The 17,553-nt window shown below is 58.6% G+C and carries 12 protein-coding genes; 2 read left to right on the top strand and 10 right to left on the bottom strand.

Features of this window, described 5'->3' with window-relative positions; all coding sequences use genetic code 11:
• Nucleotides 1–247: 247 nt before the first annotated feature.
• From GTO91_RS09035 to GTO91_RS09005, 7 genes are all read right to left on the bottom strand, one after another.
• Nucleotides 248–3,319 carry an AAA family ATPase gene (locus GTO91_RS09035; protein ID WP_161258056.1) on the bottom strand — a complete coding sequence of 1,024 codons (3,072 nt, stop codon included), beginning with the start codon at nt 3,317–3,319 and terminating at the stop codon, nt 248–250.
• Entirely contained in the window at nt 3,316–4,476 is a 1,161-nt protein-coding gene (locus GTO91_RS09030) for an exonuclease SbcCD subunit D (protein WP_161258053.1), read from the bottom strand. Before GTO91_RS09030 ends, GTO91_RS09035 begins: the two co-directional genes overlap by 4 nt.
• 200 nt (nt 4,477–4,676) lie before the next feature.
• The gene (locus tag GTO91_RS09025) at nt 4,677–5,045 is read right to left on the bottom strand and encodes a NifB/NifX family molybdenum-iron cluster-binding protein (protein ID WP_207708994.1); all 369 of its coding nucleotides are present in this window, start codon (nt 5,043–5,045) and stop codon (nt 4,677–4,679) included.
• Between the two features lie 242 nt (nt 5,046–5,287).
• The gene (locus tag GTO91_RS09020; RefSeq protein WP_161258050.1) at nt 5,288–6,928 is read right to left on the bottom strand and encodes a bifunctional diguanylate cyclase/phosphohydrolase; all 1,641 of its coding nucleotides are present in this window, start codon (nt 6,926–6,928) and stop codon (nt 5,288–5,290) included.
• Nucleotides 6,921–8,828, bottom strand: coding sequence for a SpoIIE family protein phosphatase (locus GTO91_RS09015; RefSeq protein ID WP_161258047.1), 1,908 nt, complete (start codon nt 8,826–8,828; stop codon nt 6,921–6,923). Before GTO91_RS09015 ends, GTO91_RS09020 begins: the two co-directional genes overlap by 8 nt.
• Nucleotides 8,829–8,904: 76 nt before the next feature.
• Nucleotides 8,905–9,300, bottom strand: a complete 396-nt coding sequence (locus GTO91_RS09010) for a DUF1987 domain-containing protein (protein ID WP_161258045.1) — start codon at nt 9,298–9,300, stop codon at nt 8,905–8,907.
• 14 nt (nt 9,301–9,314) lie between these two features.
• The gene (locus GTO91_RS09005) at nt 9,315–9,863 is read right to left on the bottom strand and encodes a SiaB family protein kinase (RefSeq protein ID WP_161258042.1); all 549 of its coding nucleotides are present in this window, start codon (nt 9,861–9,863) and stop codon (nt 9,315–9,317) included.
• A gap of 241 nt (nt 9,864–10,104) precedes the next feature.
• On the opposite strand from GTO91_RS09005, the gene GTO91_RS09000 reads away from it, so the two are divergent.
• Both GTO91_RS09000 and GTO91_RS08995 read left to right on the top strand, forming a co-directional pair.
• On the top strand, nt 10,105–10,812 hold the full coding sequence (locus tag GTO91_RS09000; RefSeq protein ID WP_161258039.1) for a response regulator transcription factor: 708 nt from the start codon (nt 10,105–10,107) through the stop codon (nt 10,810–10,812).
• Nucleotides 10,813–10,863: 51 nt separating this feature from the next.
• A complete protein-coding gene (locus tag GTO91_RS08995) occupies nt 10,864–11,865 on the top strand; it encodes a sensor histidine kinase (protein WP_161258036.1) in 1,002 nt (333 codons plus the stop codon).
• A 97-nt stretch (nt 11,866–11,962) separates the two neighbouring features.
• Here the strand turns inward: GTO91_RS08995 and GTO91_RS08990 are convergent, their stop codons facing one another.
• The 3 genes from GTO91_RS08990 to GTO91_RS08980 all read right to left on the bottom strand — a co-directional run bounded on the left by GTO91_RS08990 (nt 11,963) and on the right by GTO91_RS08980 (nt 17,529).
• Nucleotides 11,963–15,730 (bottom strand): S-layer homology domain-containing protein, encoded by a 3,768-nt coding sequence (locus GTO91_RS08990; RefSeq protein ID WP_161258033.1) that lies wholly within the window; start codon nt 15,728–15,730, stop codon nt 11,963–11,965.
• Nucleotides 15,731–15,887: 157 nt separating this feature from the next.
• Nucleotides 15,888–16,805, bottom strand: coding sequence for a DMT family transporter (locus GTO91_RS08985; protein WP_161258030.1), 918 nt, complete (start codon nt 16,803–16,805; stop codon nt 15,888–15,890).
• A gap of 208 nt (nt 16,806–17,013) precedes the next feature.
• Nucleotides 17,014–17,529 (bottom strand): ECF transporter S component, encoded by a 516-nt coding sequence (locus GTO91_RS08980; RefSeq protein ID WP_161258028.1) that lies wholly within the window; start codon nt 17,527–17,529, stop codon nt 17,014–17,016.
• Nucleotides 17,530–17,553: the final 24 nt, after the last annotated feature.

Raw genomic sequence — 17,553 nt, 5'->3', positions numbered from 1 at the left:
TTCAGAAAATATTTGTTATTGCCATATCAACTTGCGGAATGCGGGTATTAACATCTAGACAATAAACGCCTTGTCGATTTTTGTCTTTTTCCGAAAAAGATTTTTCTACAGGAAGGGTTTAGGGCGGGATTTTAACGGATTTTGCTGTGTGACAGATGGGACACAAAAAAGCTGCTCCGTCTTCCATTGACAGAGCAGCACAGCGTAAAAGACGAGCCTGATTTACTTTCTTTCATCTAAGAACGACTTAGCCCACTTTGAACCTCGCTCGACTTCCCTTATCGCTCTTCTCCAACTCCAGGCGGGCGTCGATGCGTTCCCGCAGTTCAGCCACGTGGGAGATGATCCCCACGAGGCGTCCCTCCTGTTGGAGATCAATGAGCGCTTTGAGAGCCAGGTCGAGTGATTCCGGATCGAGGCTGCCGAATCCTTCGTCGACAAAGATCGTCTCCAGGTGGATTCCGCCGGCATACGCCTGGACCACATCGGCCAACCCCAGGGCGAGAGAGAGGGCAGCCAGGAAGGACTCACCGCCGGAGAGGGTGGCTACCGGACGGGACTGGCCGGTGTAGTGGTCGAATACGACCAGTTCGAGGCCACCGGCAGCGTTGGCGCGGGCGCGGTCTGTTGTGCGCGCCAGCAGATAACGGCCCTGGCTCATCACCTTCAGCCGTTCGTTGGCCGCGAGAAGCACGTCGGAGAGGAAGGCGGCCAGGACAAACCGTTGAAAGGTGAGGCCCTCAGCATTTCGTCCGTTGGATATGTGGGCCAAATGACCGAGAACACGATAACGTTCTTCCCTCGCTTCACCGTCTCTTTCGAGCCGGCGGTAGTGTTCCAGCCAGCGCCGTTCCTGGTCAATCTGGTCTTTAAGGGTTGCTTCTTTTCTCAAGGCATCGTCGCGGAGCGCCTCGACCTTTGCCAACGCTGCGGTCAATGCATCCAGGTCCGGCGCCGCGATTCCTCCGGCGGCGGTTTCGGCCGTATCGCGGCGCGCGCGGGCACGTTCAAGGCTTCGTCCGTACTCCCCGATCTCCTTCTCCAGCGCCGCCATGATATCTCCCTTCATTTTGGCCTGCTCATAGTCGCCGCTGTCTGCAAAACCGGCTTCTGTCAGGCGCAGGGCAAAAGCCGCCGTTTCGGCTTCGAATCGCCCTTCCGCATCGGCGACAGACCGGCGCGCCTCCTCCCAGGCAGCCAGGACAGCCGCCTCCCCTTGGGCAGCGGCCTGGGCCTCTCGTTGGGCCTCATCCCAGGATTTCTGTAGCGTCTGTGACGCGCCGGTAGCGGCTTCGATGGCCCGTTGCAGTGCTTCGGGACGCCGCACATCCGGCGGAATCGCCTTTTCCCGCTCTTCCAACACGGCTGCCGCCTCGCGGGCCTTGATTTGGAGGTTACGCAGTTCCGCCGTCGCCTTTTCCAGGGATTCTGTGATATCTTTCTCCCGCTTTTTGCGCGATTCAAGTTCCTTGGTCATTGAGGCCAGCTCTATTCCCGCTTTGCGCGCCCTTTCCGCGAGCGATTGCGCCGCTTTTGCCTCTGTTGTCAACACCTCCGCTGACAGGGCAGCCTTTTCGCCCAGTTCTGCCTGCAGCGCCTTGCCCTGGGTGAACACCTCCGCTTTTCGAGCTGCCAGGTCACCCAGGAGTCTCATTTGTTCCTCTAATTCCTTCTGGAGGCGACCGACAAGGTTCTCCGCCGTCTGGAGATCCCCTTCCGTGGGCAGCGTATCGCCCCCTGCGGCCGGATGGGGATGCTCCGTCGAACCGCAGACGGGGCAGGCTTCTCCCGCTTGCAAGGCGCCAGCGATGATCGCCGCCTGACCCTTTCTCCAGCGGACGGTCATCTCTTCAAAACGCCGGCGGGCCTCGGCCAGTTTACCCTCCCGTTCCAGTCGGTTCCCCTCGATTTTTTTATACTCCCCGTCGACGATGCGAAACCGCTGGCGGGCCTCTTCCAATTGGTTGCGTTTCTTCGCCGCCCGGAAGGCCTGCTCCGCTGCCGTCTCCAAAAATTCCGCCTTGCCGACCTCGACGAGCAGCCTTTGCCGCCGCTCTTCCAGGGCAGCGATTTGTTTCTGCGATTCGAGCAGTTCCATCCGAATACGGCTTTCCTGTTCTTCCGATTCCGCCGCCTGTCTTTCGGTATCGTCACAGGAACGGCGAAGGGCTGCCAGCGTGGTCACCTTCCCGGACAGTTCCTCCAGCACGGTCAGTCGTTTTTGCGCCGCATCCCGCTCATTCTGCCTGGCCAGTTCCGCAGCGAGCCGCTCGTCGGCCAGTTTTTTTCGGAAGGAGGCTTTCTGATATTCGTCGTTACGGCGGGCGCTGCGCTCTCGCTCCCTCTCGGCCTCCTGTTTTCGGCTGTTGCGCGCGCTTTCCGCGTCGGTCAGCCTGAGGGCCTTTTGGGCGCGATGCAAACGGCCTTCCTTTGCCTGGACGCTATCCTGTTCTTTCAACAACCGGGCCAGTTCCGCTTCAGCCCGCGTCCACTCGTCTAGCTTTTCCCTGTCCCTCCGCCCCCGCTCCAGGGCATCCCGGGCAGCCTGGACACCGGACGTCAATGTTTCGACAGCGCCGGCATTTTTTGCCCGCTCCCGCTGGCGTTCCGCCAGCCGTTCGGCCAGGGCTTCGGCTTTTTCCACACCCGCTTCGACGAGGATGAACTGCTGTTCTCTGCGCAGCGCCGCCACTTCTTCTTCCAGCCCTTTTGCGCGGTCCTTGAAAGCCTCCTCGATGAGCCGGTACAGTTCCGTACGGAAGAGCTTTTCCAAGATCTCTTCCCGTTCCTTGGAGCCAGCCATCAGGAGTTGGCGGAACTGGCCCTGCGGGAGGATGACCACTTGACGGAACTGGCTGCTCCGGAAGCCGAGCAGCCGCTGCACCTCCTCGTTCACCCGCTTCGGCTGGTGAGCCAGGACTGAGCCTTCGGCCCCCTCGTCGCCCCCGGGAAGGCCTGTCCGGCGCCAGAGTGTCGCAGAAGCCGCAATGACCGTCATCCCTTCACCTTTCAGGCGAGGACGCTCCTGTTCGGGCCTGCGGGTGATCCGGTAGACCTCGTTGCCCAGTGCGAAGTCGAAGGTGACCGCTGTCTCCAGCTTTGCCGGCGCATGATGGCTGCGCATCTGCCGACCTTCCCGTTCGCCGCCGCTCGTGTCGCCGTAAAGGGCAAAGGTGATGGCGTCAAGGATGGTCGTCTTGCCGGCGCCGGTGGGGCCGTGGATCAGAAAGAGAGACCGCCCGCCCAGTTCATGAAAATCGACAACCTGGACGCCGGCGAAGGGTCCGAAGGCCTGCATGGTCAGTCTCAGCGGTCTCATGAGGCCACCTCCCGGCGTCGTCCCAGCACGTCATCGATGACGCCGGCCGCCACCTGTCGCCCTTCTTCGTCTAGGGGGGAACCTGTCACCTGCTCGATAAAGGAGGCGAACAGGTCAAGGTCGTTCAGCCGCCGGCGATCGCCCACAGGCGCCGCGCCGCCCCCTTTTTCGAGAAAAGCCCGCTGGATGTGAAGCACATTGGGGTAGACCTGGCGAATCTTGCCGATCGGATCGAGAATCGCTCCCTCATCGAGCAGGGTGACCATCATGTAGTCCTGGCTGTTTTCTCCGGACGCCGGTCCTGCCAGGATATCCTTCAGACAGCCCTCTATGCGGCGCACATCTCGCTTGGGCGTCAGGGCGATGGACTCACAGGCGGTGAGACGCCCGGCGACATCGAGTTCGACAAAGGTGATCCCCTTTTTGTGATCCGCTTCGGAGAAGGAGTACTTGAGCAGGGAGCCGCTGTAGCGGATCCGGTCGTCGCCGCAGCGCTGGGGACGGTGCAGGTGCCCCAGGGCGGTGTAGTGAAAGCCCTCGAAGATACTGCTATCTACCGTTCCGGCGCCACCGACGGTGAGAAAGCTTTCCGATTCACTCTGCTCGCCGCCGGTGACAAAGGCGTGCGCTACGGCGATCCTGCGCGCGCCGGCGGGCGTCCGGGCGATCATGCGTTCGGCGAGGACGCGCAGGGCCTCGTTGTGTCCGCGCACCGCTTCAGGGGATAATCCAAAGGTTTCCCGAACAAGGGCAGGTTCCGCATAGGGGATGGGGCAAAGCCAGATAGGGCCTGTTTCATCCTCTACCAGCACGGGCGCCATGTCTTTATCCAGGCGACCGAACAGGTGGAAGCCCCGCCCCGCCAAAAGCCGGTTGCCAAACCCGAGCCGGTCGGCGCTGTCATGGTTGCCGGCAACCATGATGACCGGCGTGCGGTGATCAAGAAGGATGCGGGTGATCACCTCGTCCAGCAAACGAACGGCGTCAACGGGCGGCACCGAACGATCATAGATATCGCCGGCGACAATGACGGCATGGGGTCGCGTATCCTTGATCAGGTCGATAAACTTGTCCAGCGCATCGGCCTGGTCCTCTGTCATGTGCACCTGATGAAAGATGCGTCCCAGATGCCAGTCAGCCGTATGTAGAATGCGCAAAGGCAACGCCTCCTTTTTGGGAACTTTCGACCACTCCGGCGACGATTTCTGTCTTTTCGCAGGCAATCCCGCCTTTTTTCAAGTGTAACATAAAAGCAGAACGCCTTCATTTGGAAATAGACTGTATCACCATGTCAATAAGATTGACAAAAAAAGGACGCTTCCAAAAGAAAGCGCCCTTTCATCGGGTCCTGATTCACTTATAACGCTGAAGACCGGTTGCTTTCCAGGTTGCGTAATCCCATCAGTGCGTCGCTGATGATGTCATGGCTGATGATGCACCGGACCCCCTGGCTTGCCAACTTCTCCTGGGGGCCGTAACCGATCATGGTCACCAGAACAGCCTGGCAGTCGGACAGAGACTCGACAGCCGTTTTGAGCGCCGGCGGCGGTCCGCCATCACAGGCGCAATGGGGGACCACCGGACGGTCCTCGATAAAACGGTATCCCTGTTCATCCACCTCAAAGATCAAAAACCTGCGGGCATGACCGAAGTGCTGGTTGACAATTTTCCCGTCGCTGCTGGCAACGGCCACTTTGATCGCCATCTTCCCTCTTCCCTTCTTCATTTCCAATTCATTCCTGATTTCTTTTCCGTTTTCCATTCTGATTTCCTTATCGATTTCCTTTTTGAATTCGCTACCGCTTGGGCGGCGGCTTTGCCCGAAAAACAAAAAGGCCCCGGAAAGGTTTCCCTTTCCCGGAGCCTCCTTCGGCTGCGCGGGGCCTTGCCTGGCAACACCCCGTTGTATGTCTACGATTATACCCAGCCTGCCGGTCGCTTTCAACCGGTTTTACATAATGCGCGCAGTCAGGGATCCGTCACTGGCGCAATCCACCGGGCCGCATGTTTGATAAAGATCGGAACCAGCCCCGGGTCGAACTGGCAGCCGCACCCGCTCTCCAACTCCGCGAGGGCATCCTGCGGGCTCATCGCCTTGGCGTACACCCGATCATGGGTGAGCACATCATACACGTCCACGATCGCCAGGATGCGGGCCAGCCGGGGGATCTCTTCCCCTTTGCGCCCAAAGGGATAACCAGCGCCATCCCACCGCTCATGCATGGCCAGGATGGCGTCGGCCACCGCCGGCTCATCGATGGACTGGGCCATCCGGTAGCCGATCTCGCTGTGTTGGCGGACGACTTCCCACTCCTCCGGCGTCAACGGTCCCGCTTTGCAGAGGATCCCCTTGGGCAGAGCGACCTTGCCGATGTCATGGAGAGACGCCAGCAGCATCAGGTTGCGCATCTCCGTCGAGTGAACAGAGATGCCGAGCCGGGCGGCAAAATCGGCGGCCAACTCCCGCAGCCGCTCCACATGCCCCTCGATCTCCATGCAGTTCTCTCTCTGCATGGATTCCAGCCCCAGCATGATGTTCTGATGGACGCGGCGGCTCTCCGGCAGCTTGTTGCTGTACATCCGGTTCTCGGCCACACGGAAAAGGTCGCCGAAGGCCACCGGCGCCTCCGCCGTGGCGCCCCCGAGGGCCATGCTCAATTCAATGGGCGCCGGCGCCGCCTGCCGGCAACCGTCCCGAATCTGCTCGCAGAGTTCCTGGCAGGTCGCCGCATCCGTCCGCGGCAACAGGAGTAGGAACTCGTCTCCGCCCCAGCGGACCGCCATGCCCCTATCACAACAGCAGTCAAAGAGGATCGCGGCGGCGTTGGCGATCAGCCGGTCGCCAGTTTCATGGCCGAAGACATCGTTGGTCAGTTTCAGCCCGTTTAAGTCAGCCACGATGACGCTGAAGGGGAATTCCCTTTCGGCCATCAGCGCCGGGAGCAGGCTCTCGGCGTAGTTGCGGTTGTACAACCCCGTCAGTTTATCATGGGTGTTTAGAAAGGCCAGCCGCGCGTCGGCTTCCTTTTTCTCCGTCAAATCAGTCAGGATGAGGAGGAGCGCGTCCTCCTCCCGTCGCCCCGGCGGGTTGAGCAGCGGTCTTGCCTGCACTTGAATATGCCGCCCACCGATAATCATTCCGGTGGGAACCTGCTGGATCAGCCGGCTCTGACTTTCTGCATCTTCAGCAGCAAAAATCGTCTGAAAGATGGCGCCGAGCCGCGCGCCTTCCTTCGAACCGGGAGGCGCCAACAGATCGACGATGCTGGCACGGGCGATCTTTTTTCCGTCGAAGATGCGGGCACACTCAGCGCTATACTCCTTTTGGACGAGCAGGTCGCGACCGAAGGTGAGGAAGCCCTGATTGGAGTTATCGAGCAGCGTCCGGATCTTCTCTTCCCGCTCTTTGAGAATGGTCCCCTGGATATCGCTGATCAGGAAGGCTTTCTGGGTTTCCTTCAGCAACTTTTGATAACTCTGGGCGAGCACCTTGTATTTGGAAAACAATGGGTTGCCGCCGTGGCAGGGATCATCGAGTTCGCACAGCGCGCCCTCTAGCACCCGCATCTCCTGTTCAAATAAAAGAGCGCCCAGTTCCCCTTTAGCCATTTGCTGCCTCACCCCCGTCGCCATAGGCAACCTTATCATTCCTGAGTGTAAAACCGAGCACCGTAATATCGTCCCGCTGCGCTTCTCCCCCCATATAATCGGAAAGGCTCTGCGTGATGATTTCCTGCTGCGCCGGAAGGGCGACACCGGCGAGACTGGCGAGCAGGCTTTCGAAGCGCCGTTTCCCAAAGGGGTAGTCGTTGGGTCCGCCGTTTTGATCGGGATACCCGTCCGTCGTCAGGTAAAAAACCTGGCCTTCTCCGGCCTCAACCACCTGGTTTTCCAGCATATCGCCGGCGCCAAAGCGGGGGTGGCCGACGCTTTTCCTCGCCCCCTTCAGCACCGTAACGGTCGATGCCGCCTCGCCCCCGGTCATATTGAGATCCATGCCGGCGCCGGCGAAGACAACCCGCCTGCCCCTCACACTGCAAAGACCGATATCGAGCCCGTCAAGACGGGTTTCGCCGCCGGCTTTCTTCTGTATCGTCTCTCTGACCGCCTGGTGCAGGCGCAACAGGATCCCGGCAGGGTCATCCCGAAGGGTTTCGTCGGCGATATGGTTCAACATCGTATTGACCGCCATGGTCATCAAGGCGCCGGGAACACCGTGACCGGTGCAATCCCCCACAGCGACGATATACTCCGCTTCCCCGTAACGGCGGATCCAGTAAAAATCTCCGCCTACGATGTCCCGGGGCCGCCAGTGCAGGAAGTGATCGGCGAACAGATCGTTCATCTCGGCAGGCTCCGGCAGGATCGCCTCTTGCAGCCGCTTGGCGTAGTCGATGCTGTCCATGATGTTCCGATTTTTTTCGGAGAGTTCCCGGGTCCGCTCCGCCACGATCCGTTCCAGTTCCTCGTTGAGTTCCAGTGCGCGCCGGTAGGGATCGGCGATGCGCCTGGATACGACATAGAAGACGATGCAGATCAGCGCCACCGAAAACAGGCCCGTCAAGGTCATGTTGACCAGTATGGAGTTCAGCACCGCCAGGCTCTCGGCTCGGGGAACCTGAAAGACCAGTTTCCAGCCGGTGGCGCGGATCGGCTGGCTGATGAGATCCATCTGATTTCCCGCGCCATCGAGGTATTCCATGACGGTCGTTCCCGCCTTGTCGGGCTCTCCTCGCAGGATCTCATCCTTGACCGTTTCGGGCAAATAATCGGATAGGCTTTTCCCGTTGGCCTCCAGGTTGTCAGACAGGTGGATGGCGCCTTTCTCGTCGACCAGCCACAGGCGGCTGCCGGCGCTGAAACGGTACTGCTGGAATTCCTTCGCCAGATCCTCCAGGCTGAGGCCGACACCGGCCACACCATAGCCCTCTTCTGCGCTGCCGATACGGGCGTTGACGAATATGTACGTGTTCTGCCGGGCCTTGTTGTAATCGAGATGGACTTGAATCGGCGCCTTTGAAGCCAGGAAGTCGAAAAACCACCGGTCATAAGGGTCCTGGAGATCCATGGTCTCGAGGATCTTTCCCTCCTCGCCCCAGTAGTTTCCCGACCGGGCGCTGACGATGAAGGTGTTTACGTAGCCATAATCGCTGGCGATATCGATCAGTCTCTTACGCGCTTTTTCACCAAGCGCTTCATCTCGTTCTTCACCGGCCACCCACTGGGCAACCGTCGGATCGCCGGCAAGCAGGCGTGAGGTTTCTGTGGCGCGCTCCAGCCTGCCGTCGATACGGGCGGCCATCGACCGGGCGATGTAGTGGAGATCCTTTGATTTCAGCTTGTCGACGACTCCGGTTTTCGTGATGGTGTAACCGATGGCGCCGGTCAGTAAGACGGCCAAGGTGATCATGGCCGTCGCCAGAAAAATGACCTTCATGGCGCCCCGGTCATAGAGGACGTTCCGCCGCCCCTCTTTTACAAGGAGTCTTTTTTCCAACCCCAGCCCCATCGTCTCCGCCCCCCTTTCCGGCAAGCCGCGCGCCTGTATCTTTTTGAATTTGCCGATTCAGCCATGCTGATGCGCTTTAGTCGTCCTTCCGCTCCCGGGGGATGAGTTGGAAGGGCATGGTCACATCTTCCTTAAACTCCTCGGCGCATTCCAGTTCGCTCTCGTTATCCTCGTCATAGTACCAGTTCAGGGACAATTGCTTGCCCTTTTGAAATGCCTCATCCAGTTTTTCTAGCAGCATCATGACGCACTTGGAACTGCTCGTGTTGATGTAAGGGAAGCTGAAGTCGATGACCACGTTGACTTCTGTCGTCAATTGATCGAGATAGGCGTCCACCCATCGCAGGATTGGCTCGTAAAACTTAAAGGCGTTTTCCGGGTACGATTGCCCGGACAGCTTTAACGTGTGTTGGAGGGGGTCGAAGTCGACCTCCGGTGTTCCTTTGGCGCCGGCGATGTAGAGCTTGTCCATGGCAAAACCACTCCCTATATGATGGCGGTCAGTGTGAAGAAAGAAAACCGCTCGTCGATGTTGATGATCGAGTATTCCAAGGGGGCGCTCGACTTGCGAGCGATATCGATGAGACCGAGACCGGCGCCCAGGCTGCCGGGGGACACGTCCTTTTTCATCTCTTCTTTGTACAGTTTTTTCAGTTCCGCCTTGTCAAGAGCGGTCAGCCGGTCGATGCGCCGCGCGAGCGCCGGCGCGTCCACGTTTTCGATCAGGTTGCCCGAACTGACGTAGTTGCCGCTGTTTCGTTTGCCGATGAGCACGATCCCCGAGTTGGCCACACGGTCGTGGGCAGGGGTGCCCTCTTTGACGGTGATGTAGTTTTTGATGTTCTGGGTCTGTTCGATAAAAATGGCGAAGATATTGAAGATGTCGTTCTTGGGCCGGTTTTCGTTTTCCAGGTAGTTTTTCACCGCTTCGCCCAGTTCCTCGATGATCCCCTGGGTAAAACGCCCTGAAAAGCTGATCAACACGTTTTCACTGGAAAGCGCCTGCTGCAGTTGAATCATGCGGTTGCCATTCATATCGCTGCCTCCTTTGGCGCGGATTTGGTCTTATATTATCATCTTTTGCGTGTAACAGATCATTACAAGTTCATTATAAAATGAGCGGCCATGCTGTTGTTTAAATTTTAAGCGAAGAACCTTAAGCCTATCTAAAGTATCCACGCCGAATGAATCTCCTGCAAGCCTTCGCCGTAAGAAAAGGATGCGAGCGAAAGATGTCGAACTGTAGAAGAAAATGGAGAATCGGGGAGGCGATAGGATGCAGGGGAAGAAGGTCCTGATCGTCGAAGACGACACAAAAATCCAGCAACTGTTGGTGCTCTATCTCGAAAAAAACGGTTACCGCACAGCCGTGGCAGAAAGAGGCTCAGAGGCGCTGCGTCTCTTTGAGTCGGAACAGCCTGACCTGATCCTCTTGGATATCCTTCTGCCTGATATGGATGGATACCAGATCTGCCAGGAGATCCGCAACTGCTCCAATGTTCCGATCCTCTTCATGAGTTGCATGAAGGAAGCGGACAACATCATTCAGGCGCTGAAGCTTGGCGGCGACGACTACATTACGAAACCTTTCGACCCGAACGTTCTCATGGCGCGGGTGGAGGCCAAGCTGCGCAGAGCGCCTATCTTCCGGCGGGTCGCTCCTGCCGAAGAACCGGCGCCGGCTCGCACGTTGGTATTCGATGATTTGGAGATCGACCTGGCCAATTACCGCGTCGCCGTTGGCGGCCAACCCGTTTCTCTGGCAGCCAAGGAATTGCAACTGCTGTTTTTTCTCGCCCAGCACCCCAGCCAGGTCTTTACAGCCCAGGAACTGTACACCAGGATCTGGGGGTACGAGGATGTGGGCGACTACCGGACAGTCATGACCCATGTCAGCAACATCCGCAAAAAGATAAAAACCGATTCTTCAGCGCCCGAGCGCATTCAGAACATCCGGGGCTTCGGCTACAAGTTCAACGTGTAATCGTTAAGATGCGCACAGGGCTGGATGCGCCACGGAAAGGAGTTGCCCTTGTTGCTGAAAGATGGGGATGGTAATACGTTATTCGGACGGGAAAGCCTCGTTCTGGAAACGGCGAAGGCGAACAGTCACCGCTTCCACGATCCCGAAGCGCGGCAAACTTTTGAGGACCTCGCTGTAGAATACGAAAAACTGCTAAAAGTATCAGCAAAGATTTTCAAGATCAGCGACATTCAGGGGCGACTGCTCAAGGAACGGGAGTCGGAGATTAATGAGGCCAATGCGACCCTGCACCGATTGGAGCATTCGCGCCGCCAACTCGTCTCCGATATCTCCCACGAACTGGGCACCCCGATGACGGCGATCCAAGGATATCTCCGGGCCATGTTGGACGGGATCGTCGCGCCCGATCAGGCGAATCTGACGATGATCTACGAAAAGGTCCTACTGGTCAACCAACTGGTGGAGGACCTCTTCGACCTGTCCAAGCTGGAGTTCGGACAGCCAAGCTTTGATTTCAAACCCGTCAGACCACTTCTGTTGGCCAACGATCTGATTCGCAAGTACGGCGCCGATATCCGGCAGCGGGGATTTCGTTTTGAATCCACTCTGGCTCTGCCTTCTCCTGAAACGGACGAGTTCGTTCTGTCTGTGGACACGATGCGCATCGAACAGGTGATGAACAACCTCATCTCCAATGCGCTGAAATACACTCCCCCAGGCGGAACCATCCGCCTGTGCTTTCGCTGTGAACACCTGGACGGGAAAGCGCTTCCGGGCGAGAACGCACCTCCAAGCGTAGCGCCTCCGGCGGCAGTCTTCACAGTCAGCGTCGTCGACAACGGTCCCGGTATCGACGAAGCGGCCCTCCCTCATGTGTTTGACCGCTTCTACCGGGCTGAGCGTTCGCGCCGGGCGGAAGGCGCCGGCCTTGGCCTGGCCATCGCCAGGCAGATCGTCATCGGTCATGGCGGCGAGATCGGTGTAGAGAGCCAGCCCGGCAAGGGCAGCACCTTCTATTTCACGTTGCCGGCTAAGGCAACACCCCCTGTGTGATAGGAAGTCGCCGCTTCACAGCAAACAGGAAAAAGCAGCCTCCGGAGTCGTTCTCCCCGGAGGCTGCTTCTGTTTAGCTGTTACAACAGGACTGTTGCTATTGCGGCGTTACATATTGCGGAGATACAGCCACCATAGCGGAAAGAGCGAATCCGCCGCTCAATTTGCTTCCTGAAATCGTAATGATACCATAGCCCGTGTCGCGGGTGAGGGTGCCGGTGACCTGCACCGTCACACTGGATGTAGTATTGGCAACGTTGCCAACGGCCAACCCGTTCAAATCCCCCATGAGCGTAATATCGCCCTGAGCCACTGTGCCGGAGACGGTCTCATTGTAGAGTTGCAGCGTAAACGTTTGCGTACTGGATCCTGCTGTTACACTGTTCGGGCTCGCAATCATATACCGGGGTGAGCCCGCCGGCAAAATCAAAAGCGGGATTGGGGCTGAATCTCCATAGCGCGGTCCGGTCCCCTGGGCGTCAACGCCTACACCGGTGCCAAGGATGGCAGCTATTATCAACAGGGGTTGGGTGACTGCCTGATCAGCTGTTCCATAGACAGCCAGCGCGATGGTGTTTCCGGCGCCCTTCTCAGCCGACAGTGTCAAACCAACCGGCAAGGGGCTTCCGGTGATATGCAGGTCGTTGATACTGAACCCGTCATGGACCACGCCGGTGGCCACCGGCAACACCCATTTGTTTGCCGCGGCGTATGGAGCATAGACCGTTTCCATCACCAGCGGGGTGCTCGGGTTTGATGAAAGGGCGATCATCGGAACGAGCCAAACACGGATGGGAACCGAGCATGTGATGTATTCCTGTTCCTCAACGGCGCTGTTTCGAAGAGAGATGTCCACAGACACAGGGCTGGTGATGGGGTTCACAGCGGTTCCCGAGACGGAAAATCCGATGACGTTATCTGGCTCGACGACCCATGTGGGCGTCAGTCCAGCGGGCAATCCGTCGATCTGAAGATCGGCCGGTGAAAGCGCGCTGCGCAGTTGCCCCATCGTCATACCGATCTGCCACTCATCACTGCAGTCGGCTGTGCGGTTGTCTGGATTCATCACCAATAGATCGTCGGAGGCGTAACCGCTCACCTGGAACGGGTTTGGCGTCAGCAGGAGATACCTTTCAGCACTGTCTGCGAAACCGGCTCCGTCGATGGCGGAGCCTTTGACGATGATCCCTTGGGTTACACTGGGTTGCGTGAGCGCCGTCGCCATCGTTCCGGTCAAGCTCACTTCTACGGTGTTGCCCGGTCCTTTCACAACGGTTGGCGTCAATCCTGCCGGCAGATCTGTGATTTGGACATCTGACGTGCTCAATACCGTCCGGAGGGTCGCGCCGATGACCTCAACAACCCAACGCTCCTGCGGATGTACAGTACGGTTGCCGTAGTCCATCCATATGGTTTTGTGAAGAGGCATCACAGCGATCTGGCCGGGGGGTAAAATGTATGCTTTCACCGGCGCAGAATCAGATAAACCATTTTCCTCAACGGCAGTGCTCTTGACGGTTACATTTACTTCAGCCGGTTCAGACAATGACGTGTAGGGTAGAGTCAAAACCCTGATGACGATCGTGTTGGCTTCGCCCTTATAGACGTCATAACTGACGGCGCTGAACGCCATGCTGTTGACATTGATACTGAGGTCACTCCAAGAGATATTCTGCTTGACTGTTCCTACATTAACTTTGCATACCCACTGATTATCGATATAAGAGAGATTATCGACGTTCAAAAGCGCTTGGCGATCTGTTAAATCGCCGTTGACCTGGGTTGGCGCCGGTTTGAGTTCCATATTCAGGGGCGCTGAATCGCCCATCCCGCTCTCCGTGACGGCGCTGGCTTTGACAACGACGCCGATGGGGATTGCTCCATGAACGGGCGTGCATGAACCTGTGACTTTAATCTGAATGGCATTGGCATTAGCCGCTTTTGAAACGACAGGTATCAGGTTGTGGGGCAAGTTCTTGATGGATAGATCGCTCAATTTGACGTCTGCTTTAACTGTTCCATTGGCGACGGCGATCGTCCAGCAGTTGTCCGCTCCATTGACATATTGCACTGAGCTCGTAATTTCTTGCATCGTCACCGTTGAGTCGGTAACGGTTGCCGTAATCGGAGTGGTCGTGCTGGGTGGGGGCGTGGTAGATCCACCGCCTCCACCACCGCTGCCGGTGCTCGATCTCGCGGCATTCGTGGTCGACGAGGCTGAACCGACACTGGCCCCGACGGCGCTCAGGGCGCTGATCACCGCGTTGGCCTGATTGGCCGGGGCTGCCTGCGTCGCCGGGGTGGTCGGCGTTTGGGCGGGCGCCGGCGCATCGGCTGGGGCAGCCGGCGACGGGGCTGCTTGCGGCGCCGCGGCATTCTCTACCGCTTGCTGCGCCTGCTGGGCGATGAACTCGGCCACCGCCGGTTGGGCAAATTCCGCCTTGGTCTGCGGGCTGGCGGGAGCAGGAGGAGTCGGCGGGGCGTTGGGCGCAGGGACCGAAGTTTGCTGGAGGCCGCTCAATGTGGCCGTCTGCCCCCCGGCGGAAACGCCGATGGAACCTTCGAGACAGGCGGCGGCGCCGGTGCCGTCTGCGTTGGCGGAGGCGCTTCCCGATGTCCCCTGCACCGCGGCGACGCCCCAGGGCAAGTCGATGGTCATGCGGCTGCCCTTTTCTTCCGAGGCGGTCCGCCACCATTCTTCCTCGTCCTTCGCCGTTCCGTCCGCGGCGGCCAACAGGGCAGTCGCCGGCAAACCGGCAAACGAAGGCACCCCATCCGCCACAGGGCCCGGCGCGGCGGCATACAGGGCCGCACCGGCGGGGATTCCCGCCTGTTTCTCCGCTCGCACCGTGTCGCCGAATTTCGCTAACAGGAAAAAGATCTTTCCGATCGGCATGTCGAGTTTCAACGACTCTACTGTCGTACCGGGCCGGCCTGTTTTCTTTATGTAAGATCGTCCACGCGCTTCCGATAAAGTTAGGCGAGCACCGGGCTTCAACTGAATGCCGGTGCCGTCGTCGAAGGTGAGCTCAGCCGCGCCGGACCGGACATCGATCATGTCACCCTCTCGGACCGTCGTTGAATTGACCACTTCCGTCGCCTCTCCCTTTCGGGTCACCGTGGTCGCGCCGCCTTTTACCGTGAGTGTCGGAAGCAAAGGCGCGCTGCGAAGCTTGGGGCTGATGGTGAGCAGCATGGCCAATGCCCGCGCCAGATCGCCCCGGTTGAAGGCCTTGTCGGGGGCGAATCCCTCTGCGGCGGGGCGGATCACCCCGGCCCGAACGGCAGCAAGCGCCTGTTTGCGGGCCCAGTGGCCTTCCGGGATATCGGCGTAATCGACGCTCTTGATATCCGGAAGGGGAGTTTTGTCCAGACCGAAGAGCAGGACGACGGCCTGGGCGCGTGTGAGCGGTTCATCCGGGCGGAAGGTTCCGTCAGGAAAGCCGTTAAGCATCCCTGCCTGGCGGGCGGCAGCGATGGCTGAGCCGGCCCAATAGCCGGGTTCGATGTCGGAAAAGGGCGCCGCTTCTGCAACGGGAGGGAGCTTGGCCACGCCTGCAATGACTTGCGCCGCTTGTGCGCGCGTCAACCCTTCAAGAGGCCGATAGGTGCCGTCGGGAAAGCCGCTGATCAACTTCCTCGACACCAAATAGTTGATAAAAAGAAAATCGGGAGAATTGACAGGGACATCCTGAAAGGGCGGCGCTTCGACGACATCGGGCTTGGCCGCCGGCGATGGCGCTTCGGTTGACTGCGGGAGGGCCATGGCTGCCGGGGGAATCCACATGCCGAAGAACAGGGAAAACACCAGGACAAGGATGATCGGCACACGGAAATGGTTGTTTCGCAAACAGGAGTTGTTCATCAGGCACTCTCCTTTGGCGATTCAATAAATCCCTTGTTAATTTGCACCTATCAAAACTTGTTCTGGTTTTTTATGCAAAATCCCTCTTGCTTTTTCCGCTTTTTAAAAAATCTATATTAAAATTGAGCCACAATTCGGCTCTGTCATTCGAATGCTTTTACGATTGCGAGGATACCGCCTCTTGTGCCGGTTCTTTCCTTTGAAAAATGCCTGACGCCAGCAAGGCCCCGCCAAACACCAGCGCTCCGCCGAGCCAGTGATAGCCGAAGAGCGGCTCCTGTAATCCCCAGTAGGCGATCCCGGCGGCGTAGACGGTGATCAGGTTCTGAAAGAGGGATGAGACGGTGGCGCCGTAGGCCTGCACGGCCTGGTTCCACCAGTAGAAGGCGATGACCGACGCGAAAATTCCCAGGTACACGGCGGCGCCCCACATCCATGGCGCCGCCGGCTGGCGGGTAGCGGCGGAAAGGTTCCAATCGAGCAGGCCCATGGGCAGCAAGAGCAGGGCGCCGATGGCAAAGGAGTAACCTGTCGCCGCGAGGACAGGCACCTCCTGGGCTACCTTGCGTCCGGCGATGGTGTAGAGCGCCCAGAGCGCCGTCGCCAGCAATACCAGCAGGTCGCCAGGATTGAAGGACAAATGGGTGAGCCGCTCCCATGAGCCCTGGGCCGCGACCACGGCGATGCCGGCCACAGACAGGAGGATGCCGGCAGCCTGGCTGCGCTGAATTTTCTCCCGATCGATGAGAAAGACGAGCATGGCCGTCACCATCGGGCTCAGGGAATTGATCAATGTGGCGTTTACAGACGTGGTGTAGCGGAGCCCCAGATACAGCACCGTATTGAACAGGCACACGCCCGTCACCGCCATCAGGCCGATCCAGCCCCAGGAACGCCGGGAGATCCGCCGAAAGGGGTGTGTGCGGAGGGCCAGCGGCAACATGATCAGGGCGGCGATGGCGAAGCGGATGCTCGATAGGGCAAAGGCCGGGATGGCAACGACAAGCAGCCGCCCCATCACAAAATTGGTCGCCCAGATTAGCGGCGTCAGGATCAACTTATAAAAGGGATTCAATGGTTCGACTGCACGACCTTCCTATTGCGTATTTTCACTTTCTCCAGGGCGCATTGTTCATTTCATCATAACACAAGCGCGCGATCGAGCGAAGCAAGCAAATGGCTGCAGCAAAAGAAAGAACCGCAGTCTGCTCTGACTGCGGCTACAGGTATCAAAGGTTGGGCCTATGTCGGTTACATACAAAAAACAGTTCGAACAGGAGCGGTTACCTATAGGATATTCCCTTCATTCCTCGATAGGCGGCTGCCGCCAATCCCACATTGACGGCGGAACCGGCTACCAAAAAGGGCATCACGGCCATGACCGCTCCCCAGCCCCCTAACAGGAGCATCGTCAATGATGAGACGACGCCGTTTAAGAACACACCGGCGACGAAGGCCGCCGTCAAGCCAAACCGTTCATTCATCCAGCGGAAGGCGTATGCCCACATCGCCATCTGCAAAGCGATGAAGAAATGGACAGGCAGGGTGAGCGGAAAGCCGACGACCATAGCCGTCAGCAGGTGACCCAGGGTGATGACGATCATCCCGCCTGTGGCGCCGAGGGCCAGGGCGGCAAAGAACCCAGGAGCCGAATCGAGGCCGATCGTGCCGACAGGACTTGGAATTTTAACCATCGCCCCTACGGCGCTCAAGGCGATGAGGACGCCCATCAGCGCGATCCCCCGGACGCTCTTCCAAGAAGGGCGCGCTTCATTGTATTGCATCGGCATGTTGCTCATTGAGGCAGACCTCCTTTGCTTTTT

It is taken from the genome of Heliomicrobium undosum (assembly GCF_009877425.1).
Taxonomy (GTDB): Bacteria; Bacillota; Desulfitobacteriia; order Heliobacteriales; family Heliobacteriaceae; genus Heliomicrobium; species Heliomicrobium undosum.
The sequence above is the reverse complement of the archived record's forward strand: the minus strand, read 5'-3'. Positions and strand labels throughout refer to the sequence as shown.

Bases quoted from the DNA above. Each gene is read 5' to 3' on its own strand.
- GTO91_RS09025 (WP_207708994.1), bottom strand. From the start codon at position 5,045: ATGAAGAAGGGAAGAGGGAAGATGGCGATCAAAGTGGCCGTTGCCAGC.
- GTO91_RS08990 (WP_161258033.1), bottom strand. From the start codon at position 15,730: ATGAACAACTCCTGTTTGCGAAACAACCATTTCCGTGTGCCGATCATC.
- GTO91_RS09020 (WP_161258050.1), bottom strand. From the start codon at position 6,928: ATGGCTAAAGGGGAACTGGGCGCTCTTTTATTTGAACAGGAGATGCGG.
- GTO91_RS09015 (WP_161258047.1), bottom strand. From the start codon at position 8,828: ATGGGGCTGGGGTTGGAAAAAAGACTCCTTGTAAAAGAGGGGCGGCGG.
- GTO91_RS09000 (WP_161258039.1), top strand. From the start codon at position 10,105: ATGCAGGGGAAGAAGGTCCTGATCGTCGAAGACGACACAAAAATCCAG.
- GTO91_RS09035 (WP_161258056.1), bottom strand. From the start codon at position 3,319: ATGAGACCGCTGAGACTGACCATGCAGGCCTTCGGACCCTTCGCCGGC.
- GTO91_RS08980 (WP_161258028.1), bottom strand. From the start codon at position 17,529: ATGAGCAACATGCCGATGCAATACAATGAAGCGCGCCCTTCTTGGAAG.
- GTO91_RS09005 (WP_161258042.1), bottom strand. From the start codon at position 9,863: ATGAATGGCAACCGCATGATTCAACTGCAGCAGGCGCTTTCCAGTGAA.
- GTO91_RS09010 (WP_161258045.1), bottom strand. From the start codon at position 9,300: ATGGACAAGCTCTACATCGCCGGCGCCAAAGGAACACCGGAGGTCGAC.